The 22,815-nt window shown below is 67.4% G+C and carries 25 protein-coding genes; 14 read left to right on the top strand and 11 right to left on the bottom strand.

The window, feature by feature from the left end:
* On the bottom strand, positions 1 to 1,020 hold the full coding sequence (locus LTV02_RS16345) for an AraC family transcriptional regulator ligand-binding domain-containing protein (RefSeq protein ID WP_233040810.1): 1,020 nt from the start codon (positions 1,018 to 1,020) through the stop codon (positions 1 to 3).
* Positions 1,021 to 1,168: 148 nt separating this feature from the next.
* Between LTV02_RS16345 and LTV02_RS16340 the strand changes: the two genes are divergently transcribed.
* Entirely contained in the window at positions 1,169 to 2,377 is a 1,209-nt protein-coding gene (locus LTV02_RS16340; protein WP_233040809.1) for an oxygenase MpaB family protein, read from the top strand.
* 15 nt (positions 2,378 to 2,392) lie between these two features.
* Here the strand turns inward: LTV02_RS16340 and LTV02_RS16335 are convergent, their stop codons facing one another.
* Entirely contained in the window at positions 2,393 to 3,391 is a 999-nt protein-coding gene (locus LTV02_RS16335) for an AurF N-oxygenase family protein (RefSeq protein ID WP_233040808.1), read from the bottom strand.
* Between the two features lie 198 nt (positions 3,392 to 3,589).
* Here LTV02_RS16335 and LTV02_RS16330 point away from each other — a divergent pair, with 198 nt between their 5' ends.
* Both LTV02_RS16330 and LTV02_RS16325 read left to right on the top strand, forming a co-directional pair.
* Positions 3,590 to 4,528 (top strand): universal stress protein, encoded by a 939-nt coding sequence (locus tag LTV02_RS16330; protein WP_233040807.1) that lies wholly within the window; start codon positions 3,590 to 3,592, stop codon positions 4,526 to 4,528.
* 45 nt (positions 4,529 to 4,573) lie between these two features.
* Complete coding sequence (locus tag LTV02_RS16325) at positions 4,574 to 5,197, top strand: carbonic anhydrase (RefSeq protein WP_067714522.1); 624 nt, start codon at positions 4,574 to 4,576, stop codon at positions 5,195 to 5,197.
* 15 nt (positions 5,198 to 5,212) lie between these two features.
* Here LTV02_RS16325 and LTV02_RS16320 read toward each other — a convergent pair whose 3' ends face one another.
* On the bottom strand, positions 5,213 to 6,457 hold the full coding sequence (locus LTV02_RS16320; protein WP_233040806.1) for a family 1 glycosylhydrolase: 1,245 nt from the start codon (positions 6,455 to 6,457) through the stop codon (positions 5,213 to 5,215).
* 282 nt (positions 6,458 to 6,739) lie between these two features.
* Between LTV02_RS16320 and LTV02_RS16315 the strand changes: the two genes are divergently transcribed.
* Both LTV02_RS16315 and LTV02_RS16310 read left to right on the top strand, forming a co-directional pair.
* On the top strand, positions 6,740 to 7,222 hold the full coding sequence (locus tag LTV02_RS16315; protein ID WP_233040805.1) for a hypothetical protein: 483 nt from the start codon (positions 6,740 to 6,742) through the stop codon (positions 7,220 to 7,222).
* Entirely contained in the window at positions 7,167 to 8,132 is a 966-nt protein-coding gene (locus LTV02_RS16310; protein WP_233040804.1) for an AraC-like ligand-binding domain-containing protein, read from the top strand. The genes LTV02_RS16315 and LTV02_RS16310 overlap by 56 nt, the downstream gene beginning before the upstream one ends.
* Before the next feature lie 12 nt (positions 8,133 to 8,144).
* Here LTV02_RS16310 and LTV02_RS16305 read toward each other — a convergent pair whose 3' ends face one another.
* The gene (locus LTV02_RS16305; RefSeq protein WP_233040803.1) at positions 8,145 to 9,692 is read right to left on the bottom strand and encodes an AMP-binding protein; all 1,548 of its coding nucleotides are present in this window, start codon (positions 9,690 to 9,692) and stop codon (positions 8,145 to 8,147) included.
* 57 nt (positions 9,693 to 9,749) lie between these two features.
* Entirely contained in the window at positions 9,750 to 10,829 is a 1,080-nt protein-coding gene (locus LTV02_RS16300) for a Gfo/Idh/MocA family protein (RefSeq protein ID WP_233040802.1), read from the bottom strand.
* Between the two features lie 114 nt (positions 10,830 to 10,943).
* On the opposite strand from LTV02_RS16300, the gene LTV02_RS16295 reads away from it, so the two are divergent.
* Positions 10,944 to 11,525 carry a TetR/AcrR family transcriptional regulator gene (locus LTV02_RS16295; RefSeq protein ID WP_233040801.1) on the top strand — a complete coding sequence of 194 codons (582 nt, stop codon included), beginning with the start codon at positions 10,944 to 10,946 and terminating at the stop codon, positions 11,523 to 11,525.
* 33 nt (positions 11,526 to 11,558) lie between these two features.
* On the opposite strand, the gene LTV02_RS16290 is transcribed toward LTV02_RS16295, so the two are convergent.
* Positions 11,559 to 11,966 carry a PPOX class F420-dependent oxidoreductase gene (locus LTV02_RS16290; RefSeq protein ID WP_233040800.1) on the bottom strand — a complete coding sequence of 136 codons (408 nt, stop codon included), beginning with the start codon at positions 11,964 to 11,966 and terminating at the stop codon, positions 11,559 to 11,561.
* A 25-nt stretch (positions 11,967 to 11,991) separates the two neighbouring features.
* Positions 11,992 to 13,446, bottom strand: coding sequence for a flavin monoamine oxidase family protein (locus LTV02_RS16285; RefSeq protein ID WP_233040799.1), 1,455 nt, complete (start codon positions 13,444 to 13,446; stop codon positions 11,992 to 11,994).
* Between the two features lie 72 nt (positions 13,447 to 13,518).
* On the opposite strand from LTV02_RS16285, the gene LTV02_RS16280 reads away from it, so the two are divergent.
* Entirely contained in the window at positions 13,519 to 13,833 is a 315-nt protein-coding gene (locus LTV02_RS16280; RefSeq protein WP_233040798.1) for a hypothetical protein, read from the top strand.
* Positions 13,834 to 14,162: 329 nt separating this feature from the next.
* Here the strand turns inward: LTV02_RS16280 and LTV02_RS16275 are convergent, their stop codons facing one another.
* The gene (locus tag LTV02_RS16275) at positions 14,163 to 15,065 is read right to left on the bottom strand and encodes a LysR family transcriptional regulator (protein WP_233040797.1); all 903 of its coding nucleotides are present in this window, start codon (positions 15,063 to 15,065) and stop codon (positions 14,163 to 14,165) included.
* Positions 15,066 to 15,217: 152 nt separating this feature from the next.
* Between LTV02_RS16275 and LTV02_RS16270 the strand changes: the two genes are divergently transcribed.
* Complete coding sequence (locus LTV02_RS16270; RefSeq protein WP_233040796.1) at positions 15,218 to 15,517, top strand: EthD family reductase; 300 nt, start codon at positions 15,218 to 15,220, stop codon at positions 15,515 to 15,517.
* A 6-nt stretch (positions 15,518 to 15,523) separates the two neighbouring features.
* Here LTV02_RS16270 and LTV02_RS16265 read toward each other — a convergent pair whose 3' ends face one another.
* Positions 15,524 to 15,850 carry an ArsR/SmtB family transcription factor gene (locus LTV02_RS16265; RefSeq protein ID WP_067714525.1) on the bottom strand — a complete coding sequence of 109 codons (327 nt, stop codon included), beginning with the start codon at positions 15,848 to 15,850 and terminating at the stop codon, positions 15,524 to 15,526.
* 117 nt (positions 15,851 to 15,967) lie between these two features.
* On the opposite strand from LTV02_RS16265, the gene LTV02_RS16260 reads away from it, so the two are divergent.
* Both LTV02_RS16260 and LTV02_RS16255 read left to right on the top strand, forming a co-directional pair.
* Entirely contained in the window at positions 15,968 to 17,149 is a 1,182-nt protein-coding gene (locus LTV02_RS16260) for an MFS transporter (RefSeq protein ID WP_233040795.1), read from the top strand.
* 368 nt (positions 17,150 to 17,517) lie between these two features.
* Positions 17,518 to 17,781 carry a winged helix-turn-helix transcriptional regulator gene (locus LTV02_RS16255; RefSeq protein ID WP_233040794.1) on the top strand — a complete coding sequence of 88 codons (264 nt, stop codon included), beginning with the start codon at positions 17,518 to 17,520 and terminating at the stop codon, positions 17,779 to 17,781.
* A 12-nt stretch (positions 17,782 to 17,793) separates the two neighbouring features.
* Here LTV02_RS16255 and LTV02_RS16250 read toward each other — a convergent pair whose 3' ends face one another.
* Entirely contained in the window at positions 17,794 to 18,387 is a 594-nt protein-coding gene (locus LTV02_RS16250; RefSeq protein WP_233040793.1) for an SDR family NAD(P)-dependent oxidoreductase, read from the bottom strand.
* A 238-nt stretch (positions 18,388 to 18,625) separates the two neighbouring features.
* On the opposite strand from LTV02_RS16250, the gene LTV02_RS16245 reads away from it, so the two are divergent.
* Positions 18,626 to 19,465 carry a LysR family transcriptional regulator gene (locus tag LTV02_RS16245; RefSeq protein ID WP_233040792.1) on the top strand — a complete coding sequence of 280 codons (840 nt, stop codon included), beginning with the start codon at positions 18,626 to 18,628 and terminating at the stop codon, positions 19,463 to 19,465.
* Between the two features lie 26 nt (positions 19,466 to 19,491).
* Here LTV02_RS16245 and LTV02_RS16240 read toward each other — a convergent pair whose 3' ends face one another.
* A complete protein-coding gene (locus LTV02_RS16240) occupies positions 19,492 to 20,265 on the bottom strand; it encodes a hypothetical protein (RefSeq protein ID WP_233040791.1) in 774 nt (257 codons plus the stop codon).
* 136 nt (positions 20,266 to 20,401) lie between these two features.
* On the opposite strand from LTV02_RS16240, the gene LTV02_RS16235 reads away from it, so the two are divergent.
* The 3 genes from LTV02_RS16235 (at position 20,402) to LTV02_RS16225 (ending at position 22,792) form a co-directional block, all read left to right on the top strand.
* The gene (locus tag LTV02_RS16235; RefSeq protein ID WP_233040790.1) at positions 20,402 to 21,562 is read left to right on the top strand and encodes an NAD(P)/FAD-dependent oxidoreductase; all 1,161 of its coding nucleotides are present in this window, start codon (positions 20,402 to 20,404) and stop codon (positions 21,560 to 21,562) included.
* A gap of 141 nt (positions 21,563 to 21,703) precedes the next feature.
* On the top strand, positions 21,704 to 22,057 hold the full coding sequence (locus LTV02_RS16230; protein ID WP_233041592.1) for a RidA family protein: 354 nt from the start codon (positions 21,704 to 21,706) through the stop codon (positions 22,055 to 22,057).
* 129 nt (positions 22,058 to 22,186) lie between these two features.
* Complete coding sequence (locus LTV02_RS16225; RefSeq protein WP_233040789.1) at positions 22,187 to 22,792, top strand: hypothetical protein; 606 nt, start codon at positions 22,187 to 22,189, stop codon at positions 22,790 to 22,792.
* Positions 22,793 to 22,815 lie beyond the last annotated feature (23 nt).

Here is a 22,815-nt window from a genome sequence, read left to right as displayed (position 1 = left end):
CTACGGAACACGGCCGGGCCGCCGGCTGGGCGGATGACCGTGCCAGCGCCGGTAGGCATGGGTGAAGGCGGCGGTGTCGGAGTTCCCGAGCCGCCGCCCCACCGCCTCCACGGTGAGCCCCTGGTCGAGGAGTTCCCCGGCCAGGAGTTCCCGGACCTGATTGAGCACGGTCCGGAAAGTGGTGCGCTCGGCGGCGAGCCGGCGGTGCAGGGTGCGCTCGGACAGACCCAGTTCGCGAGCGACAGCGGGCAGCGCGGACATGGTGACCGGATCGCGCAGCACCAGGTGCCGGATACGTGCGGCGAGGCCGGTGAAGCGGCGTCGTTCGTCGAGCAGTTCCTCGCACTGCCGCACGCACAGCGCCGAGGTTTGCGGATCGGGCGCCGGGGTCGGCTGATCGAGCAGCGACCGCGGGATGGTGAAAGCGTTTCTGGGCGCCGCGAAATCGACCGTGATGGCGATGCCGTACGGCTCGACCAGCGCCTGCGCGATCAGGGCGTACTCGTCGAGCATGGTGGTATCGGTGAGCTCGAGGTGAATCGGGCGATCCATGGCGGCCATGAGTTCGCGGACGGTGGGGGACAGCAACAGCGAGGCGATGCGGAACCCCGCCACCAGGTCACGGACGAGCAGGAACGAACGCACATCGGCGGGCACGTCGCCGACCACCACGAGCAGCCCGTCCGGGTACTCGGTGTAGGTGACGTCGAAGTAGTCGGAGGTGAGTTCGGTGAACCGCTGCAACAGCCCGATCGCCTCGCGCACGGTCGAACTCGACAGCATCGCGTAACCGAGCATGCCCGAACTGGTCAGCGAGTACCGCAGCCCTGTTTCCAGCCCTAGCGCACGCGGATCCGCTCCGCAGGCGAACAGATTGCGGATGACGCGCAGTTCGAGTTCGGGCAGTACGAGCGCCTGCGGATGCTCCAGCTGCGCCGCGGTGAGCCCGGTCCCGTCCAGGCAGTCGGCCGCCGACAGCCCGTGGCCGCGTCCGGTATCGAGCAGCAGCCGGGTCGACACCGCCGGCCGCTCGATCTGCCATCGCCCAGGTCGCCCCGCGTCCCCCCATGTGGCGGAAACTAACAAATGCCGGTCGGGCTGTCACCTGTCGGCGTGAATCCCCCTTTCCTAACGTCGAATCCATCACTTCGACGCACCAGGACCGCAGATGACGACCTCCTCCATTCCGTACGACCCGGACCGGGCGGACCGCATTGCCGCCGCCCGTCGTCATGTCCCCGGCGATGCGGTGGACCGCGTCGTGCGCGGCCTCTTCCGCACCGATGACCGCATCGACGCGGCGGTGGCCGATTTCGAGACCCTGGGGCGCGGCCGGGGCTGGCGGCTCCTCGACGACGCACTGCGCCAACGCGATTCGAATCAGCCGGGCGCACCCGACTCGCTGCGCGAACTACTCGACCCCCTGCTGACCCCACCGGCTTGGTTCGATCCGGACCGCGTAAGCCACGGCGCGCAACTCTGGTGGCGATACGCGCCCGCCGTCATCGTCGGCCTCGGCGGCACCCTGCTCACCGCGTACGCCTTCGGCGATCTGAACAAGCCGCAGGCCATGAACTCCCGCTCGGCCACCATGGCCGCCCGCCGCTACGAGGAGACCTCCCGCTGGGTGCTGGCCGCCACCGATCCGGGCACGATGGTCCCGGGCGGCAGCGGTTTCGACGCCACCGTCCGAATCCGGTTCGTCCACGCCATGGTTCGCCGCCACCTGCGCCAGAGCGGCGGCTGGAACACCCGGGCGTGGGGCGAGCCGATCCACACCACCGGCATGGCCACCACCGCACAGGCGTTCCTGCTGATCCCGCTGACCATGTACCAGCTGCTCGATATCCGCATGACCCCGGACGAGATCGAATCCGTGCGCCAATTGTGGTGCTGGATAGCGTATGTGCTGGGCGTGCCCGACGAACTGCTCCCGCATTCGATCGAGGACGCCGGCGCCCTGAACCGCGCCGCGACCCTGGTCTTCGCCCCGCCCGATCACGACACCGAGGTCCTCACCGAGGCGCTGCCGACCGGCGGCATCCGCGCCGAACGCATACTCCCGCAACGCTTTCACGCCCGCACCGCGCCGCTGCTCCGGCCCCTGGTGTCACGCCTGGTCTGGGGTACCACCGGGCGCATAGTGACCACTTTCGTGGACCCCGAGGCCGAACCCGCCCGCGATCACCCGATGATCGTCGGCCTGCGGCAGCAAGCGCGCCTGCGGGAACTGCTGCGCCGCAACGGCTTGCTCGGCACCGACGAGCGCATAGCGGGGTCCCAGCGCCGCATCCTGTCCGGAGCTCTGGACGCCTTGCGCGCCGCCCCGGCGCCGGTGGACCCGAAGGAAGCGGTCACCGCGGGCAACCGGCACTGATCCCGGCGGCACAGCTCAGGCGACCGCGCGCGCCGAGCGGCGTCCGGGCTCGCTGCGATACCGGGACGCGGGCCCAGAGATGCCGAGCGCGCTCCATACCCGGCGTGAGAGCGGCGTCATCATGCCCAGTTCCTCGTTGAGCCGGCGCATATCGCCGAAGTAGCTCGCGAGGATCCGCTTCGATTCGGGAGAGTGCCAGAAGGCTTGGCGGAAAACGTCTTCAGGGATGCCGAACTCGGTGGCGAACGAGCGCGGCGGGGTCATGATCTCCCCGGCCAGCCAGCGCATGACGATCGGGAACACGATGCCCGACAGCGTCTTCTGCCGCGCGCTCATCCTGCCCGCACGCACTTTCAAGAACTCGTTCGCGAACGAGATGTGCCGCGCCTCCTCGGCCACGTGAATCTCCATGCAGCGCACCACCGCCGGCGGCAGGTTCGCGCCTTCGCGCAGGATCGACTTCTGGTAGTGGTCGATGGGTTCCTCGCCGCCGAGGATGCCGATGAACAGCCCCACCGGCAGGTAGCCGCCCGCGACGCCGACGAACGGCGAGAGCCGCCGGAACCACGGCCGCATCCCCGGCACGTCCACGCCGATCCGATTGATCAGCTCCTGGAACATCTGGATGTGATTGCACTCCTCGGTCATCTCGTGCAGGCAGTAGCGGAACTCGGGGGAACCGTTGGGCAGCTTCATGATGTATTGCATGAGCCCGCGAATGAGCATGCTCTCGAACGCCGCACCGACCTTGATGCTGTTGGCGATCCGCCACCGCCCGATCTCGATCTGCCGTTCCAGCGGCAGCTCCCGGTACCACGCGGTGGCCCCGAGCGGATCGAAATCCGGCAGTACCCAGCGCGGATCCGCGGGATCGATCGCGAACTCCGGCGCATCCCAGTCGATATCGAGGTAGGGGTCGAAATTCCGGTGCACCGACCCGTCCGACAGGGTCGCCAGCAGGTCCCGGTAGTCGCGTCCGAAGTGGTCCGCGCGTTCCGACATGGGCAGGGCCATTTCGTGCCTCCTCGTTGAGTGCAGGGGCCCGCCACCGCGGTGACCGGCCCGACCAAGCGCAAGTATACGTAACAATATGTAACACTCAACCCCTCGGATGGTGGCGCGATCGGGCGGGAACGGTGCGCTGCTAGGGTCGGAATCGCAGATAGCTGAAGGTTCACCAGAGCTCGAGACGCGATCAGTGCGGAGGCAGCAATGAGCGACCACGCCCACCAGGCCGAATCGGATGCGCGGGATTCGCATCTGCTCGCGTCCGCGCCCATCGTGGTGGGCGTGGACGGCGCGCCCGAATCCCGGGCGGCGGTGGTCTGGGCCGCCACCACCGCGGCGGCGCGCGAACGCGAGCTGGTCATCGTGCACGGCACCAATCTGGAGATGACGCGGGCGCTGCTGGGCACCTACTCGTTCGTCGAACGCGATGTGGTGGACCCGATTTCGCGCTACGGCGAAGAACTGGTGGCCGAGGGCCGCGAACTCGCCGCGGCGGCCGCGCCGGGCCTGCGGATCCGCACCGAGGTGTCGCCCGCGCATCCGTCGCGGCTGCTGATCGAACAGTCCGCGCACGCGCACCTGATGGTCATCGGCGGTCCGCCGCACAAGCGCGGCCTGGGGCGCATCGGTTCCATCCTGCTGTCGGTGTCCAGTCACAGCCGCGGCGCGGTGGTCGTGGTGCGCGGCGATGCCGAAAACCCGGCCCGCACAACGGGTCCCGTGGTGGTCGGCGTGGACGGCAGCCCGATCAGCGATGCCGCGGTCGCCGCGGCCTTCCGGGAGGCGTCACTGCGCGGCGCCCCGCTGCAGGCGGTGCACGTCTGGAGTGATCTCTATCTCGCGCAGTTCTCCGGCATCATCGACACCGAGATCGAGGCCGCGGAGACCGCCGAGGGCGAACGACTGCGGCTGGCCGAGCAACTCGCCGGGTGGCGTGAGCGCTATCCCGATGTCGAGGTGAGCGTCGAGGTGCGCCTCGCCGACCCCCGCGATCACCTGCTGACCTGGTCGAAGTCGGCGCGCCTGCTGGTGGTCGGCAGTCGCGGCCGCGGCGGCTTCACCGGAATGTTGCTCGGCTCCACCAGCAATGCCCTGGTGCAGGATGCCGAGTGCCCGGTGATGGTCGTCCATCCCGCATCCTGACCCCCCGAACTCGGCAATGTCCGATTTGTGTGCATGATGGATTGCATGCCCCATTCGAATCCGATCAGTGCCTGGAAATCGCTGCGCGAGGGAAACGAGCGCTTCGTAAAGGGCGAGACGCTGCACCCCAGCCAGGGCGCTGCCGACCGCGCGAAACTCGCCGGCGGCCAGCAACCCTCGGCCATCCTGTTCGGGTGCGGTGATTCCCGGGTCGCCGCGGAGATCATCTTCGATCGTGGCCTCGGCGATATGTTCGTGGTCCGCACCGCCGGTCACGTGGTGGACAGCTCGGTGCTCGGCTCCATCGAATACGGCGTGCAGGTGCTGAACGTGCCGCTCATCGTGGTGCTCGGCCACGACAGCTGCGGTGCGGTGCGCGCCACCATCGACGCCCTCGATACCGGCGCGGTGCCCGGCGGATTCATTCGCAGCGTGGTGGAGCGGGTGACCCCGTCCATCCTGCTCGGCCGCCGCGAGGGCCTCGAGACGGTCGACGAACTCGAGGGCCGCCATGTCGAGGAGACCGCGCGGCAGCTGCTGCAGCGCTCGACCACCATCTCCCAGCGCGTCATGGCCGGCGAATGCGCCATCGCCTGCGTCACCTACAACCTGGCCGACGGTCAGGCCAAGCTCAACAGCGTGTTCGGCAATATCGGCGAGCACGTCTGATTCGCTCGCGGCCGGTCACCGTCCCGGGACGGTGACCGGGTTGAAGCAGCTCGACGGCAGATCCTGGATGGAACACAGCGCCGGGGACCGGGTGGGCAGATAGCCCGCGGGCACGCCGCCCGCCCCGGTGATGTCGCGGTAGGCCCCGACCGCGGCGGTGGGCCGCCGCCCGAGCGACGGGTCGGTGGTGACGTCCACGGTGTAGAGCCCGAATCGCGGTGAGTAGCTGCCCCATTCGTAGTTGTCGGTGATGCTCCAGTAGTTGAACCCCATGACGTTCATGCCGTCGGCCTTGGCCCGCTGCACCCAGTAGACGGTGTCGCGCAGATTGTCGACGCGGGTCATGCCGTCGGTGGTGGGGGAGCCGTTGTCGGTGGGCATGCCGGTCTCGACGATGTAGAGCGGGCGGCCCGGGAACTTCTGCGAGTAGCGGCGCAGCGCGTAGTAGATGCCGTCGGGTTCGAGTATCAGGCTCGAGGACTGATTGGTCAGCAGCGCGACCAGATTCGGCGGCTTGCTCAGCGATCCGCCGTAGTAGTAGTCGATGCCGATGTAGTCGAGCTTGTCGGCGATCCGGTCCACGAACGACGCCTCGGCCTGCGCGGTGCCGATGGCCGAGTAGGCGATATTGCTGGTGACCATCGCGCCGCCCTGCCGGGCGTGAATGTGGTCGTAGATGGCGCGATGCGCGGCCACCATCCGGTCCAGCATGCCCGCCACATCGAGGGTGCCGACCCCGCCGATCTGCTGTTCCTTGCCCACGTAGGCGAGCGGTTCGTTGAAGGTCACCCACAGCGGGTCGTAGCTCGCGTACCGGTCCACCACGGCGCGGGCGTTGGTCAGCCAGTCGTCCACCATGCCCGCGCTGCGCCATCCGCCGCGGTCGACCGCCCAGCCCGGGAACACCCAGTGGTCCAGGGTGATCATCGGCTGCATACCGGCCGCGCGAATCCGCCCGATCATGGCGTCGTAGAAGGAAAAGTCCCATTCGCCCGGATTCGGTTGCACCCGAGCCCATTCCACGCTGACCCGGAACACGCCGACGCCCAGGTCGGCGGCGTTCCGGATATCCTCGTCGTAGCGATGCAGGAAGTCGACGGAGTTGCGATAGTCCTCGGCCTGCCCCGAGCGGGCGTAGCGGCTCCAGTTGCTGTCGGGCGCGAATCCCTCGCTCTGGAAGCCGGAACTGGAAACGCCCCAGCGGAAATCGCCGCCCACCGCCGGTACCTCGGCGGTTGCGGAGCCGGGTGAAGTGAGCATGCAGCTAGTCAGAACGATACATGCCAGTGTGAACAGTGCACGTTGTCCCATCGCATCGAGACTACCTGTCGGAGAGCCCGTTTCGAGGCGCACTGATCAGATCGCCGCCGTCGCGCGTGCGATCGCCGGTCTTGTGGCCAGGCACAAAACCCGGCGCGGATGATTGTGCGGCTTGTGACACGCCACAAAGTCGTTGCCGAAAAATGCGTTGTCGCATCGAATCTCCACAGCTCCCGTTGGTATCGCGCACGGGAGCGGCGCACCACATGGAGGTCTCACATCTTGGAGAGCATTGATACCGCGACTCTGCGGGCGGAGTGGCGAGAGCGGCTCGTGCGGGTCAATACCGAGCTGTCCGCCCTGCTGGTGCTGAATCACGGCCGGCCGGAAGCCGTGCTGCTGTCCGAGGCGACCTGGCTGCGCGGCTGCCTGACGGTTCCGGTGGCCGACGCCGATCGGCACTGGCGGGCCGCCTCCGATGTACGCAGCGGGCTGAGCGCGGTGCGCACCGCCGCCTATCTGGCCGGGCAGCACACGTTGATCCGGAAGCTGTACGGCACGTTGTACAAGGACGATTCGGCCGCTCGATCACAAGGGGTGATCGCGCCGTGCGACTGGGTCCGGCGGGCGCTGCCGGAGCTGGCATGGAAGGATTCCGGTGCGGCTGGTGACAGGCCGGCGGTTCGGGATTCTGGGTTGAGGTGGGTTGATGGCGGGCGAGCGGCCGGAGATCCGGCGCGTCGATCTACGGTCCACCGGCGATAGTACCGCGACACAGGTTTTCGATCGGTGGGAAGCCGAGCTGAGCGAAGCCTATGTGCCGCTGGCGATTTCGCCGTCCGGCACCGGTGAGTTCCGGGCCTGGATCGAGCACGGCCGCTACGACGGGGTCGAATTGTCGACACTCGGTTCGACCCGGCAGCGGGTGCATCGAACCGACCGGTTGATCGCACGGACTGCGGGGGAGTTCCTGCACACCAGCATTCAGATCGCCGGGTGGGGCCGCCTGCACCAGGACGGTCGCGTCGCCGATGTCGGGCCGGGCGCCATGGTCTTCTACGACAGCACCCGCCCGTACCATTGGGAATTCGACTCGGACTGGGAGATGGCCGCCGTTCAGGTGCCCGCCGCCACCCTGCACGAGCGCCTCGGCCTGACCCTGCGCGAGATTCCCACCGCTCTCACCATCGCCCCCGGCACCCCCGCCGGCCTGGTCGCGGACTACTTCCGGGAACTGACCGACCTGCAATCCCGGGCGCCCGAACAGGCTCGGGCGCTGGCGGATTCGGCGGTCGACCTGCTGACCAGCGCGATCTCGCTGACCCGCCGCCAGGCGCTGCCCAGCGACGCCGTGCGCAGCCTCGCCGCCCGCCGGGTCATGGAGTACATGCGCGCCCACTGCACCGATCCGGACCTCACCGTCGATCGAATCGCCGAGGGTTGCGCCATCTCCCGCCGCACCGTCTACCGCGTCTTCGACGGTTTCGACGGCGGTCCGGCCGCCATCCTGCGCGGTCTGCGTGTCCAACACGCCTGCACGCTCATTCAGAACCGCCCCGGGATGCCTCTCGCGGCGGTGGCGCGTGCCTCCGGGTTCCAGGTCGAGCGGCAGTTCTACCGCGCCTTCCGCGTCGAGAAGGGTATGACGCCGAGCGAATTCCGGTTGCTGCGCTGAGACGGCTCGCGGTCAGGACGCCGGATAGAGCTCCCGGAGCTGGCGTTTGTAGACCTTTCCGGAGTCGTCGCGGGGGAGTTCGCCGACGATGCGAATGACGGTGGGCAGCTTGTAGGCGGCCAGTTTGCCCTCGAGAGCGGCGCGGACGTCATCCTCGGTGAGTGTGGCTCCGGGGCGGGGAATGATATGTGCCGCAATGCGTTCGCCCAGGTCGCCGCGGTCGGGGACACTGAACACCGCGACATCCTCCACCTCGGCCAGTTCGCTGATCGCCGTTTCGATCTCGGCCGGGTAGATATTGACTCCGCCGGAGATGACGACCTCGCTGTCACGGCCGGTCAGGTACAGATAGCCCTCTTCATCGAGGTAGCCGAGATCGCCGACGGTGATCATCGGGGTGGCCGGGGGAGTGTCGTTCCGGTTGAGATATCCGAAATCCGGCCAGTAGTCGGCGCGTTTGATGAACACGCGGCCCGTCTCTCCCGTGGGCACGGTGTTTCCGTGCTCGTCGAGGATGGTGACGCCGGCTCCGTCGAGGGGCCGTCCGACCGATCCCGGATGCTTCTGCCAGTCGGCGGCATCGATCCAGCTGATCGCGCCCGCCTCGCTGCAGCCGTAGAACTCCCACAACGCGTCGCCGAACCAGTCGATGGCGGCGCGCTTGACGGCGGGCGGGCACGGCGCTGCCGAGTGGATCAGATGCGTCAGGCTCGAAATGTCGTACCGTGCACGGGTTTCCGGTGGCAAGGACAGCAGCCGGGACAGCATGGTGGGCACCACCTTCGCGTGCTGGATTCGATGCTCTTGCACCAGCTGGAGGAATCGCTCCGCATCCCATCGCGGCATGATCGTGATGTTGGTTCCCATCCGCAATGCCAGTACCGCAACCGCATTGGGGCTGGTGTGATAGAGCGGCCCCGCCACCAGCATCTGCCCGCCCGGTGCCAGGCCCATACGCTGCGCTGTGGCTCCTGCGATGGACAGTAGTTGCTGCGGCGTCATCCGTTCCCGCAGTACGCCTTTCGGCCGGCCGGTGGTTCCCGAGGTATAGATCAAACCCATCGAATCGGCGATCGCGCCTTCGACGTGCCCGAGCCCCTGTGGCTGCCGGTCGATCCAATCGTCGAACAACTCGTGCCGGCCGGTGGTCTGCTCGAGCTCGGGGTGCAGGCGCGCTTCCCGGATGAGTTCCGCCGACATGGGGATCTCCAGGATCGCCGCGTCCGAGCCGATCGACGCCAGCGCCGCTTCCACCGTCCCGACGAACTCGGTATGCGCGATGACCAGCCGGACTCCCGCATCCGAGAGCAGATGCGCGACTTCGGGAGCCCGCCACCGGGTATTGACCGGCACCGGATTGGCTCCACAGGTCGCCGCCGCCAGCGACGTCTCCAGGAACTCGATGTCGTTGCGCGCCATCACCGCAACCCGGTCGCCGCCTCGAATACCGGCCGCCACGAACGCCGCGGCCAGCCGGCCCGCGCGCTCATGGGATTCGGCCTGTATCCGCCGCCGACTTCCGCACGTGATAGTCGGCGCCCCGCCCGCAGATTCGCTCATAGCCGCAGTCTGGCACGAAGCCTCCCTCGCTGCACCCGGCCCCCGCTGCCCGGTCGGTCACGCGACCCGGCGGCCGGTGTCCTCGGCGGCGGATTGCGCGATGGCGGCGAGCAGCCGATGGTGGCGCAGAGCGGTCTCGAAACTGGGATGTGGTTGCCGCCCTTCGGTTATCGCGTGAGCGACCTCCTGGTAGAACGCCGCGATATTGGCCGGTGGGCCGACCTGGATGGCTGCCGGAACGGTTCGATAGGTGTCCGGCACGGTCAGTGCTTCGTCACCGATGCGGATATCCCAATCGCCCCAGTGGATGAATGTCCCCGGCACGGTGGGCGTGGCGGTCAGCGTCCCTTCGCTGCCGATGAGGGTGAGCCGGAACCCCTCGCGTGCGGGCCCGTTGCCGCCGTGCACGACGACGGAAGCCGTTGCCCCGCAGTCCATCAGCCCGTGTAGCAGCACATGACTCGGGGTCCCGTTGGGCACCGTCCGATCGGTCCCCGTGATGAGCACGCGGTCGTGCGTGCGAGGCAGCCGCGCGGTGACTTCTACCAGCGGCCCCGCCACGCGCTCGATCGTGGCCAGGAAGTGCCCGGCCATAATGCTCAGAATGTTGGTCCCTTCGGCGGGATCGAGCCCGAACACCAGCTCCGCCGGCAGCCGGCTCCCGCCCCAGGGCGCGCCGTCCGCCATAAGCGCCACCGATTCGAGCGCGCCGATCCGGCCCTCCGCCACCAGATCCGCGGCGAACCGCGCACTCGGTGAGTGATGACCCTGTAGAACCACCGCGTGCACGACCCCGGCGGCGATAGCCGCTTCGGTCAGCGCCTGCGCCTCGCTCTCGTCCACACCCAACGGCCATTCCGACACCACATGTTTCCCCTGCTCCAGCGCGGCCCGGATCACCGCCGCATGCCCGGATGCCTTGACCGACACCACAACCAGATCGACCTCGGCATGCCGGACCAGCTCCCGCGCGTCAGCGAAGGCATACCGCACCCCGTGTGCGGCCGCCGCTCGATCCGCGCTGGCCTGATTGGTGGTCGCCACCGCGGTCACCTCGAACTCCTCCAGCGCCGCGAGCGCCCGCAGATGCGACCCATCCGCCCACCCGCTGGCCCCGACCACACCGACCCGAATCATGAACGACTCCTTCAGTTATGTACCTATCGGTAAGAAACTAAGGCCGCAGGACGGGAGCCGCAAGCGGTAATGTACCGATAGGTAAAGAACTGCGACGAAGCCCGGAGGGATCACATGCCAGGCGGCCGCCCACGCTCCTTCGACCCCGACACCGCCTTGGATCAGGCCCTGGAAGTGTTCTGGCGCAATGGTTACGAGGCCACCTCCCTCGCCGACCTCACCACCGCGATGGGCATCAACAAGCCGAGCCTGTACGCCGCCTTCGGCAACAAACAAGACCTCTTCGCCAAGGTCCTGTCCCGCTACCTCACCGGCCCCGGCGCCTACGCCACCACCGCCCTGGAAGCCCCGACAACCCGCGAGGTCCTGGAACAACTCATCCAGGGCGCCATCACCCTGACCACCGGCCCCGAAACCCCCGAGGGCTGCCTATGCGTCAAAACCGCCCAAGCCCACGCCCCCGACGCTCAACCTTCCCGCGCCGCAGCCGTGAAAGCCCGTCAAGCCGGTGAAGCTGCCCTCCGTAAACGCCTCGAACAGGCCCCCGACCTTCCACCCCACCTCACCCCGGCCACCCTGGCCGCCCTACTCCACACCCTCACCGACGGCATAGCGGTCCAAGCCGCCGCCGGTCGCCCCCGCGCCGCTCTGCGCCGCATCGGCGCCGCCGCTCTCCAGTCCCTGCTGACCGACTGACGCGCCAGCTCCCCGCCCGCCGACCTGTACCGGTCAATGCCACGCGTGGCGAGTCTCGTACCACTGATCACCTGCGGGCTCACCTTCCAGATTCCAGCTCCAGGACTGAACGGGAGTGATTCGCAGGTAATAGCCGGGGCCCACGATGCCCGTGCGTTCGACGGCCGGTTCGGCATGTCCGTAAACCCGCAGTCCACGCGCGATGAACGGATCGAGTGAGACCAGATCATCGACGACGAGCGCCACCGCGGCCTGGCCCGCCGCGACATTGCGGGCTTTGCGCGTGCGCGGAACGGTCGCGCCGCCGCCCACCCAGAAGTACGTGCCATCGAATTCGATAGCAACCGGCACCACATCGGGCTGTCCGTCTCCGTCATTGGTGGCGAACCGAGCCAGCGGCTGCGACCGGAGGTACGCGACTTCGGCATCCGTGAAGGTCATGCCGTAGGAGTATTCCGCACCGGGGTCAATTCCCAGGGCCGAACCATTGCGGAATCGTGTCTTGTACAAAGGAACTGATGCACTCGATGGTCGGGCCGGACAAAATCTCGCCGGCGAAGTGAATGCCTTCGCGTCCCTGTATGGCTTCCACCCGGTCGAGCCAGCCCTCGCGGATCGCCGCGGCGCTCGGGTACGCGGGCCATTCGGCTATGGTCTCGGTGATCAGTTCCGGGTTCTCGAACAGGAAGAGGCTTTCCTTCGCCAGTTCCCAGGCTCGCGCGTCGGACACCGATCTGTCCGAATTGCTGAAGCACACCCAGTACGGTCCCGGGTGTTGCTTGTTGGCAGCGGTTATTCGATGGAGGGCTTGATCCGGATCGGTGTCGGTGTAGCTGCCATACGGGTCGATCACCCAGAAGCCCAGCGGTTCGGGGGTGTCGACTGCACGTGGGAACGCAATGAGCTCGTTGCGAACTCGGATGAGGTAACTGCGAGTCCAGGTGCGCGGGCAGTTCTGTTCGTCGAAAAGTTCGCGTATCTCGCCGGTCGGGAACATCTGCCGAATCTGTGTGGGTCGCGTCGTGACGACTACCTTGGAATACATCGCGGTGCGATCCACTCCTGCGCGTCGATAACTGACGCGAACTCCTTCCGCGCCGAGCGATTCGATCCGCGTCACCGGAGTATCGACCATCACCTCGATTCGATTGTCCGCGACGATCCGCCGAAGCAAATCGATGAACCCTCGCCGGAAACCGAGCGTTACCGGCCGAGTCGAATTAATCTGCGCGACAAGTGATTCAGGCAGACGCTTCAACAGTTCCCGCCGCTGCCCCGGATACGCCGACAGCATCATCTTCGCCAACTGCGAAACATGCCCCGAGATATGCGCATTGATATTGATGACGCTCTCGGCCGGCTGCCGTGGCCGCCGCATATTCGCATACAGCGTCAGCCCCTGCAGCACTTCCCCCACCAGCGGCGCGTGCCGAGCCCGATACGTCTCCCATGTCTCCCCGGCCCGCCGATCGAACGCCAGCCCGTTCATCCCCGGCCCGCGCCGATCCCGCACCGCTCCTTCGATAATCGTCCACGCCTCGCTGATCTGATCCGCCACCTGTTCCGGTGTCAAGGCCGCGAACAACGGCACGAAATGCGGCGGCATCCCCATCCGCGGTTTCCCTGACCGCGACCGCCCCACGAAATACAAAGCCTCGGTCTGCATCTCGACCGGATACCGCTCCAGCAACCCGTGAATCGCCGTCCCCGCGAACCCCTCCCCGAAATCCTGCTGAATCACCAGATGCGCCTGAAAGTCGTAAACCTCACCCGCCACCGTCGCCGTCTCGCAATAACCCCCCATCCGAGCCCGCGCCTCGAACACATCGACCCGCTCGAACCCCAACTCCCGCAACTTCGCCGCCACGAGAATCCCACTCTGCCCAGCGCCCACCACGCACACGGGTGCCCGAAGATCCATAACCCCTCCTCCAAGCTCCCACCCAGTATCCGCGCCCCCTCACCCGCCCGGGCACGAAAGACATTTCTCCACGTGGACACGCGATTTCGGCGCGTCCTCGACGAACCGCCGGGACACCGGCCGATCGAGCCGGCGCCCACCGCGCCGTTGACGCGGGTAGTCGAGCGGCTACGGGAGCGGACCATCGGAACCCTCGCCAACGCGCGCAACGAGGGGAACGCCGAGATCGCCGATGCCGGCCTGTTGTGGCTGGAATACCTCGATTCGCACGGTCGGACAACGCCTACCGCACTCGGCGCGGCAGCGGTGGCCACTATCCTCACCGGTTGCCGCGGGCGGGGGTCGCCTTCGCCGTCGATGTACTCGCCCACACCGGACGATTGGTAATGGTCCGGCGTCATCAGGACCCCGCCGGTTGGACGCCATGGCGTCGGGTGAGTTACTACCAGTGGTTCGACGTTCTGTCCTTGCGACCGCAGGACGAGCCCTGGTGGGGCCTGCACAGCGAGGCAGCCCAGGCGATACGCGCTCATATGTCCGTGTTGCCGGACAACGAGTACGCCGAAGCTGTGCAGCGGGTCGAGGCTCTGCGGAACACGGGTTCGCTGCTGCTTCCTCGCCCTGCTACAGCGGTCGCACCTCGCGTCCGTGGCCTCCGCATTGGAGAAGGCCACCGCTCGGTATCCGAGTCGTGCGCAGCGTTGACTTCCCCCTCGTCAGTCCGGCAGCCAATGCAGTTCGTGCGCTAGGGCTTTGGCGACGGAGCGGAGGCGGCGGTGCAGTGGTGATTGCACGCGGGGGAGGACCAGGTGGATTGTCAGGGTGGGGGAGCCCTGTAATGGCCGCCAGGTGAGACCGGCCGGTTGTGTCGTGATCGCGACTTCTCCGGCTGGGGCGAGAGTGAGCCCGTCGAGCAGGTCGCGTTGGGACAGGTCGAAAGATACTGCGGGCGTGTGGAATCGGGGGGACGGGTGGGTGTCGCGGAACAGGGACGATAGTTGATCGTGGATCACGGGGTTGGCGCTGCGGATGGGGAGTCGCAGCGGATAGGCGGCCGCGGCGGCGATCTCGATCTCCGGGTGTGCGGCCAGCGGATGATGTTGTGCCAGTTGGACTCCGACGCGCTCACGCCGCAGCAGGAACCGGCGTACGCCGCGACCAGGCTGTTCACCGCGGGTGATTCCGGCGTCGATGCGGCCGTCGGCCACCGCGGGGGAGATCTCCGGCGTGGTCATCGGTACCGCGCTGACCTCGAGGCCGGGGCTGCTGCGAAGCAGCCTGTCCACCAGCGCCGGTGCGGTCTCGGCTCCCGTGGACAGGCTGTATCCGATCCGCAGGGTGCCCAACTCGCCCGCTCCCGCGTTCCGGGCGGTGTCCCAGGCCCGGTCCAGCGCGGCCAGCGCGGGTGGCGCGGATTCCGCCAAAGCCGCACCGGCCGTGGTCAATACGACGCTGCGCGTGCTCCGAACCAGCAGGCTCGTGCCGAGTTCGGTCTCGAGCCGGCGTATCCGGGCACTGAGCGCGGGTTGCGCGATACCGATCCGCGCGGCCGCCCGGGTGAAGTTCAACTCCTGCGCCAGCACCAGAAAGTACCGCAGGCTCACCGTATCCGGCGCCACCAGCCCTCCCCGTCGATTGATAACGATCCGTTCTGAGCCTATCCCGTTCCGGTCTTTCCCTCGACCCCGTATCGAGCCATAACCTGCGGATATGACGATTCATACGACCGAAACCGCACACTCACGCACGGGAGACCTGGACGGAGCCCGTCATGCATAAGACGCTGGTCCTGTATCCCAAGCCCATCGACCCCGACCACTTCCGCGACTACTACGTGACCAAACACCTTCCACTGGTCCGGGATTGGCCCGGCGTCCTGGCCTGGCGCTACAGCTTCGACATAGCGTCGAGCAACGGCGAAGCACCGTATTTCGCCGTCTTCGAAGCCGATTTCGCCGACGCCGCCGCCTTGGCCGCGGCGCGCGCCTCCGAGCAGGGCCGCCGGCTGGCCGCCGATGTCGCCAACTACGCCACGGGCGGTGTGATCGTCATCGACTACCCGGTCGCGTAGACGCCATCACGCTTCGGCCGCGTGCGCCGCGCCCGCCTCGAGCGCGGCATCCAGCACCCCGGGGAAGCGCGCGTTCACCTCGTCGCGGCGCAACTGGACCAGCCGGTTGCGCCCGTCCTGGCGAGTAGAGATGAGACCCGCCTCGCGCAACACCCGAAAGTGGTGGGACGCAGTCGATTTGTGCACTTCGATGCCGTCCGTGGCGGCCTGGCACGAGTGCTCGGCGTCATCGGCCAGCTCGGCCAGCATCCGCAACCGCACCGGGTCGGACAGTGCGTGCATGAGCGTGACGAACCGGATCTCCTCGACGGCCGGTTGGGGCAGGTACCGCATGACGACCACTCTACCGAAACAGTTTGATTGTTTGACATCTATCAAACTGTCTTCATAGTATGACGTTCGTCAAACTAATGCGGGTTCCCGCACTCTCCCTCCCTCTAGGAGCTTCGGGTGAATTCACGATTGGTCACCTTGGCGCTGGGCACCTTCGCGATCGGCATCGACGCGTTCGTGACAGCCGGCCTGCTCGGTCCGGTCGCCGCGGATCTACACGTCTCGACCGCGGCGGCCGGACAGCTGGTGACGGTGTTCGCGCTGGCGTACGCCCTGTTCTCGCCGATTCTCGCGGCCGCCACCGCGCACATTTCCCGCCGCACCATCCTCATGAGCGGCTTGGCCCTGTTCGTCGCGGGCAATGTCATCACCGCCGTGGCCGGATGGTTCTGGCTGGTCCTGGCCTCCCGGATACTCGCGGCAGCGGGCGCGGCCATGTACACCCCGAATGCCGCGGCGGTGGCCGGAGCCATCGCGCCGCCGGAACGACGCGGGCGGGCCATCGCGGTGGTGACCGGCGGGCTGACCGTGGCCAGCGCCATCGGCGTGCCCTTGGGTTCGTGGATCGGCGGCGCGCTGAGCTGGCGCGCCACCATGGTGATGGTCGCCGTCCTCGGCCTCCTGGCGCTGGCGAGCGTGGCCAAGCTGGTGCCGGACGTGCGCCTGCCCGCCCCCGCCGGCCTGCGCGAACGCCTGAACCTGTTGCGCGACACCACGATCGCCTCCACCCTCTTGCAAGCGCTCGCACTGTTCGGCGGCATGTTCACCGTCTACACCTACCTGGCGTCCGCCCTCCACCACGCCACCGGCGGCAGCAGCGGCCGCTTCTCGATCCTGCTCTGGATCTACGGCGTGGTGGCCGTGATCGGCAGCACCGCCGGCGGACATCTGGTCGACCGGATCGGTTCGCGCCGCATCCAACCCGTCGCACTGCTCGGCGTCATCGCGGTCCTCGCGACGGTCGGCGCGGCGAGCCATTCCTTCGCCACCGCCGTGATCTGGTCGGCCGCCTTCGCCATCCCCGGCTGGATCTGGGCTGTGGCGCAACAACATCGCCTCATGGAGCTGTCGCCCCAGCACACCCCGCTCCTGATCGGACTAAACGCCTCGGCCCAATACTCCGGCATCGCCCTCGGCGGCGCGATCGGCGGAATCACCCTGCAACACTGGGGATCCGGATCCCTCGGCTGGGTCGGAGCCGGCCTCGCCACCACAGCCCTGGCCCTGCTCGCCCTGAGCCTGCACACCGCAACCTCCGCCCCCGCGCCGCTGCCGCTGTCGAAAGCTCTCACCAGGTGAGTGATTCCGGTAAGACCCCTGAACGCGCCCGGCCCCACTCACCTGCGAAAACGGCACATTCCGACCGTTTCCCGCCAAATTTCAGCGGCACCCGCAAGCCCCTTTTGCCGACAATGATTTCCATACCGATCCCAGAAAGGAGAGTCCGATGGGCGATACGCCCTCCCTGCCGATCTCGTTGTCGTCCATCCACGTCCGATGGTCACCGACCAGCGCCGCCTACATAGCGTGGTCCGACCACGACCCATCCCTGACCTACAGCGACCCCTTCTCCTCCCTGGCCGCAGTAGACGGCCTCATCGCCGCCGCGACAGCCCCGCCGGCAACACGCTGGTCAATATCCGCTGGACCAACCACGGAGATGCGCGATGACCGAGAATGACCACGCCACAAGCGCCGGGGTATCGCAGAAGATGCTGTCGGTGACCCTGCAAAATCTGGTCCGCGACGGTCTGGTCGTGCGCCGGGTGGAACCGACGGTGCCGCCGCGCGTGCACTATCGGCTCACCGAATTGGGCTTGTCCCTGGAAGTGCCATTGGCCGCCTTGCGTACCTGGGCCGAGGATCATATGGCCGAAATCGACCACGCCAATACCGTCAACGATGCCGAAACCGCTTCGGCCGCCATGTAATAGTCACGCCGGTCACCACGGCACCGCTCCGGCGTCGTCGAAGAATTCGCCGGTCGGCCCGTACGCGGGCAGGGTCGCGAGGCGAATCGCGATGGCCGCGCCCTGTTCCGGAGTGCGGTTGCCCCGAAAGCCGCTGAGGTCGGTGGCGGTGAGTCCGGGGCAGCCGGAGTTGATCAGGATATTGGTGCCGGCCAATTCTTTCGCGTATTGGATGGTGAGGGCATTGAGGAAGGTCTTCGAAGCCAGATAGGCGGTGGGCACCGGGCCCATATCGACGCCGGGTGTGGTTTGCAGGCTGAGCGAGCCGACGCTGCTGGACATATTGACGATCCGCGGCGCGGCGGCGGCACGCAGCATCGGCAGCATCGCGTTGGTGACCCGGATGACTCCGATCACGTTGGTTTCCATGACGATTCGTACGGTCTCCGGTGCGACCGTGGACGGCGTCTGCGGCATACCGCCGGTGATGGCCGCGTTGTTGACCAGCACATCCAGCCCACCGGCCTGTTCGGCGATCAATTCGGCTGCCGCGGAGACGCTTTCGTCATCGGTGACGTCCAGCGGCACCCCGAAGGCATCGACCCCGGCCGCACGCAGCTTCTCCACCGCGGTCTCCCGCCGCAGCCGATCGCGCGCCCCCCACACCGACCCGCCAGCCGAGCGCCCCCAGACCCGCGGCGATCTCGTATCCGATTCCCTTGTTAGCGCCGGTCACCAGCGCGATCGTCTGTTCACTCACAACGCCGATCCTGCTGCGGTCGCACCCGCCCCGTCCAAGACCGATCGGGTAGCCGCCGATACCGCACAGGTATCGGCCGAGGTCATCACCGGATACCATGTCGCGGTGGAGACGCGGGAGATGCGATATTTCGTCGCCGTCGCCGAGGAATTGCACTTCGGGCGAGCGGCGCAGCGACTCGCGATGGCGCAACCACCGTTGTCGCGGGCGATCCAGCAACTGGAACGCCGCCTCGGAGTCACGCTGCTGCACCGCGGTACTCGCGCGATCGCCTTGACCGATGCCGGTTCGGTGCTGCTGCGCGAGTCTCGCCTCGCCCTGGAAGCGATCGAAGCCGCCGAACGCCGCACCCGCCGCGCCGCCGCCGACCAGCCCGGAATAGTGCTGGCCACCAAGTCCGGCGCCGCCAGTGAACTGCTGTCGAAGCTGCTGCACGCCTACGCCGCCGAACCGGGCGCCGTGGCGGTCGAGGTGATGCTGGCCGGGCCGGGCCAACCGGAAACCCTGTTGCGCAATGGGATTGCCGATGTCGCTCTGCTGCACCGGCCTTACGACACGACAGCCGGATTCGACACCGAGGACCTGCACACCGAATCCCAGGTCGTGGTCCTACCCGCAGGGCATCCCCTCGCGACCCGGTCGCAGGTGTCGCTGGCCGAAGTCGGCACGCTGGCGAACCTGCCCCTGCCGCGCTGGCCCGGACGGGACGGCACCTATCGGGACGGTCCTGGTCCGCAGGTACGCGACCACACTCAGCTTTTCCAGCTGATCGCGCTCGGGCTCGCGTGCGCGATCGTGCCGGAATCCCTGCGGGCACAGCTCCGCGACGATCACGCCGTCGTTCCGGTATCCGACGCACCGCCCGTCACGACGGTCATCGCGTGGCCTCCGCACAGCAGATCCAAAGCCGTTGCCGACCTTGTCAATACCGCAACACGGCTCTGACTGCCCGCCGGATTTCGTCCACCTGCCTACGACGGTGGCAGGTCGCTAGACTCGTCGGTCGTCGTGGCCGCCCTGCGGAATTCGGCCGTGATCTCGCCGCCGTCGTAGAGTTCACCACCGGCATCCCAGCCCTGTGCTGTCATCAGTTCGACGAGTTCGGCCCACCGCTCGGCATCGATCTTGCCCGCGAGACGGATATGCCCATAGCTGGACAGCGATTCCAGCTTCCCCCACGCGATGCTGAGGTCGAGCTCACCGAAATCACCGCGCCGTACTTCCCACCCGGCCCGGTCGAATACGGCGGCGACCTCACCCAGATGCGGGCCGATCTCATCCTCGTACTGCTCGCCCGGCTCGGCACGAATTCCCATGTAGACGTTGGGAACTCGCGCCAGGATCGCGGTCAGCCAATCGGGCGTATGCGCGGCGTCACGCGGAAACCACTCCAGCTCCCGGGCATAGTGCTCAGGAATCGCCCCCAGCCCGGGCTCGCCGTCATAGTCGAAATCGGCACGGAAAGAACCGCTTTCGTCGATCTCGCACCGCACGGTGAACCAGGTCCCGATCGCGGGCCGTTTCATACCGGTCTTCAACCGCCAGCACAGCTCCGCCAGCCCCCCGGGATGGCTGCGCGCCACGGGCTTGCCATCACCGCCGACCACCGAGAATCCGGCCTCAGAGCCCCCATCGCCCACCGACGACCAGGTGAACACCCCTCGCCCGCCCGCAGGCAGCCCGGAGCGCAGAACTCGCTCGATCTCGCCGAGCAGTTCTTCCTGTTGCTCGCTGGTCAGCGCCACCGCATCCCCCCGCATCCGCCGTAAGTCTCAGTGCGGGATCGACTCTAGCGCGGTGACCCACATCACAGTCGAGCACTGTCAGCATTCGTGACCCTGCCCGGTTCAAGTACCGAACCCACCGAGACAGGAGTCAGTCATGAAGCACCGCATCGTCGTCCTCGGAGCCGGATACGCCGGGGCGACCACCGCCGGGCGGCTGGCCAAGCGCCTGCGCCGCGCCGACGTCGAGATCACCGTCGTCAACGCCGATCCCGATTTCGTAGAGCGGATCCGCCTGCACCAGCTCGCCGCCGGACAGGAGCTGCCGGTGCTCCCGCTGCGCAAGGTGTTCGCGGGCACCGGTGTTCAGGTGCGCATCGGACGGGTCGAATCGGTCGACGCGGACCGCAAATCCGTCGAGGTGATCGGTGAAAACGGCACGGAGACACTGGATTACGACACCCTCGTCTATGCGCTGGGCAGCACCGTCGCCGATTTCGGGGTGCCCGGCGTCGCCGAGTACGCCCACAATGTGGCGGGTAAGCAGGCCGCGCTGCGGTTGCGGGAACGCCTGAACGGGCTGGCGGCGGGCGAGACCGTGCTGATCGTCGGCGGCGGTCTGACCAGTATCGAGACCGCGACCGAGATCGCCGAGGCGCGACCGGATCTGAAGGTCGTGATGGCCGCACGCGGCGGTGTCGGCGACTGGCTCGACCAGCAGGCGCGGACCCACCTGGCCGGGGCTCTCGAACGTCTCGGCATCACCGTGCACGAGCACGCCGACGTCGTGCGGGTCACCCAGGACGGTGTGACGACGCGTTCGGGTGCCGAGCTGCTCGCCGGAACCACCATCTGGACAGCGGGTTTCGCCGCGCACCCGATCGCGGGCGCCAGCACGCTCACCGTCTCCGATGCCGGGCGGATCGTCGTCGACGCCACCCTGCGCTCGGTCTCGCACCCCGACGTGTACGCCGTCGGCGACGCCGCTCACGTGGAGGGCTACGGCGGCAAGGCGCTTCGAATGGGTTGCGCCACCGCCTATCCCATGGCATGGCAGGGCGCCGACGCCATTGCCGCCCACCTGACCGGACGGACGGCCCCCGACGCGCTGATCGGCTACAACAGCCAGTGCATCAGCCTCGGCCGCGGCGACGGCATCGTGCAGGACGTGACCGACGAGGACGAGCCGACCTCGAAGGTCACGCTGGGACGCAAGGGCGCCCGCAAGAAGGAGTTCATCTGCTCTGTCGCGGGCTGGAGCATCAAGCACCCCACCCTGCTGCTGCCGAGCCGCCGTCGCCGCCTGGTCGCCGCCTGACGCGACCCGTGACGTTGCGGCAAACCGCCGCAATCCCGTCCGCCTCCGGCTTGCGCGGGAGGCGGGCGTTTCAACGAATCGAATGGAGCTGATGTGGCAACGCAACGTACGGCGGTCAACCCGGTGACCTGGTCGGTGGAAATGGGATTCAACCAGGGCGAGCTCGTCAGCGGGCACACCCGGACCCTGTTCTGCTCCGGGCAGACCGCGATGAACAGCGACGGTGAGCCCGAGCATTTCGGTGATATCGCCGCACAGCTCGCATCGAGCGTGGAGAACGTGGAAGCCGTTCTCGCGGAGGCCGGTATGTCGCTGGCGAACGTCGTGCGGCTCAACGTCTACACCACCGACGTCGACCAGCTCTTCGAGCACTACGGCATACTCGCCGCGCGATTGGGCGCTGCCGGAGTGGCGCCGGCCACCACGATGCTCGGCGTCACCCGCCTCGCGATCCCCGGCCAGCTGGTCGAGCTCGAGGCAACGGCCGTCGACTGACCCCAAGCCTCCTGGAATCCCCGGAGGCGATAAGCGGGTCCTGACCGAAAGTGCGGTCAGGACCCGCCCGACACACAATCCCCACATTTCCCACGTCGTTCCTACGCGCGACTGCCGTAGGTTGCGCCTGTGTCCGTCAACACCTTTCGTGCCCCGGCGTCGGCGCTGCTTCTGGCACTGATCGCCTACGGTGTCGTTCTGCATCGCGGTTGGATAGTCACCAAGTTGTGGCTGCTGGCCCTGCCATTGCTCCTGGCCATCGCCTTCGTGCTCATCACCCTCTTCATCGTCGCGGTCTGGCGGGCCGGCCGTCACCCGAGCCGCTTGCCATTGGCGATAACGTCCACGCTCACCGTCCTCGGGATAGCCGGCCCCGCCTTCCTCGCCACCCACCTCGAAGCCTCCGCCTGGACCCGCTTCTGGCTGGAACGCCCCGCCTTCGCCGCCATCGCCGACATGGAAGTGCCCCCCTACGGCCAAGGCGACTACTACGGCACCGACCTACCCGCCCAACTATGTTTCGTCTCGGCAATGTGCAAAGTAGCCGTCATCGGCACCAGCGCAGGCCACCCGGTCCGCTTCGTCCCCGACTACGTCGGCATCCCCGACGACGCCTTCGGCTACGGCCATTTCATCGGCAAACCCGACCCGGGTCCCTACGACGGCTTCGGCGCACAGATCTGCCCCACCATGGAGCTGACGGGGGGATGGTGGTGGCTCGACTATTGCGGGTGAGGTCGAGCGTTGATGCCGCTGGG

Origin of the sequence: Nocardia yamanashiensis, from assembly GCF_021183565.1 — a bacterium.
In the GTDB taxonomy this organism is placed as follows: domain Bacteria; phylum Actinomycetota; class Actinomycetes; order Mycobacteriales; family Mycobacteriaceae; genus Nocardia; species Nocardia yamanashiensis.
This window is presented reverse-complemented; position numbering and strand designations above follow the sequence as displayed.

Excerpts from the sequence above, each read along its gene's own strand:
- LTV02_RS16340 (WP_233040809.1), top strand. The coding sequence starts at position 1,169 with ATGACGACCTCCTCCATTCCGTACGACCCGGACCGGGCGGACCGCATT.
- LTV02_RS16335 (WP_233040808.1), bottom strand. The coding sequence starts at position 3,391 with ATGGCCCTGCCCATGTCGGAACGCGCGGACCACTTCGGACGCGACTAC.
- LTV02_RS16330 (WP_233040807.1), top strand. The coding sequence starts at position 3,590 with ATGAGCGACCACGCCCACCAGGCCGAATCGGATGCGCGGGATTCGCAT.
- LTV02_RS16325 (WP_067714522.1), top strand. The coding sequence starts at position 4,574 with ATGCCCCATTCGAATCCGATCAGTGCCTGGAAATCGCTGCGCGAGGGA.
- LTV02_RS16320 (WP_233040806.1), bottom strand. The coding sequence starts at position 6,457 with ATGCTCACTTCACCCGGCTCCGCAACCGCCGAGGTACCGGCGGTGGGC.
- LTV02_RS16310 (WP_233040804.1), top strand. The coding sequence starts at position 7,167 with ATGGCGGGCGAGCGGCCGGAGATCCGGCGCGTCGATCTACGGTCCACC.
- LTV02_RS16305 (WP_233040803.1), bottom strand. The coding sequence starts at position 9,692 with ATGAGCGAATCTGCGGGCGGGGCGCCGACTATCACGTGCGGAAGTCGG.
- LTV02_RS16300 (WP_233040802.1), bottom strand. The coding sequence starts at position 10,829 with ATGATTCGGGTCGGTGTGGTCGGGGCCAGCGGGTGGGCGGATGGGTCG.
- LTV02_RS16295 (WP_233040801.1), top strand. The coding sequence starts at position 10,944 with ATGCCAGGCGGCCGCCCACGCTCCTTCGACCCCGACACCGCCTTGGAT.
- LTV02_RS16290 (WP_233040800.1), bottom strand. The coding sequence starts at position 11,966 with ATGACCTTCACGGATGCCGAAGTCGCGTACCTCCGGTCGCAGCCGCTG.
- LTV02_RS16285 (WP_233040799.1), bottom strand. The coding sequence starts at position 13,446 with ATGGATCTTCGGGCACCCGTGTGCGTGGTGGGCGCTGGGCAGAGTGGG.
- LTV02_RS16270 (WP_233040796.1), top strand. The coding sequence starts at position 15,218 with ATGCATAAGACGCTGGTCCTGTATCCCAAGCCCATCGACCCCGACCAC.
- LTV02_RS16265 (WP_067714525.1), bottom strand. The coding sequence starts at position 15,850 with ATGCGGTACCTGCCCCAACCGGCCGTCGAGGAGATCCGGTTCGTCACG.
- LTV02_RS16255 (WP_233040794.1), top strand. The coding sequence starts at position 17,518 with ATGACCGAGAATGACCACGCCACAAGCGCCGGGGTATCGCAGAAGATG.
- LTV02_RS16235 (WP_233040790.1), top strand. The coding sequence starts at position 20,402 with ATGAAGCACCGCATCGTCGTCCTCGGAGCCGGATACGCCGGGGCGACC.
- LTV02_RS16230 (WP_233041592.1), top strand. The coding sequence starts at position 21,704 with ATGGGATTCAACCAGGGCGAGCTCGTCAGCGGGCACACCCGGACCCTG.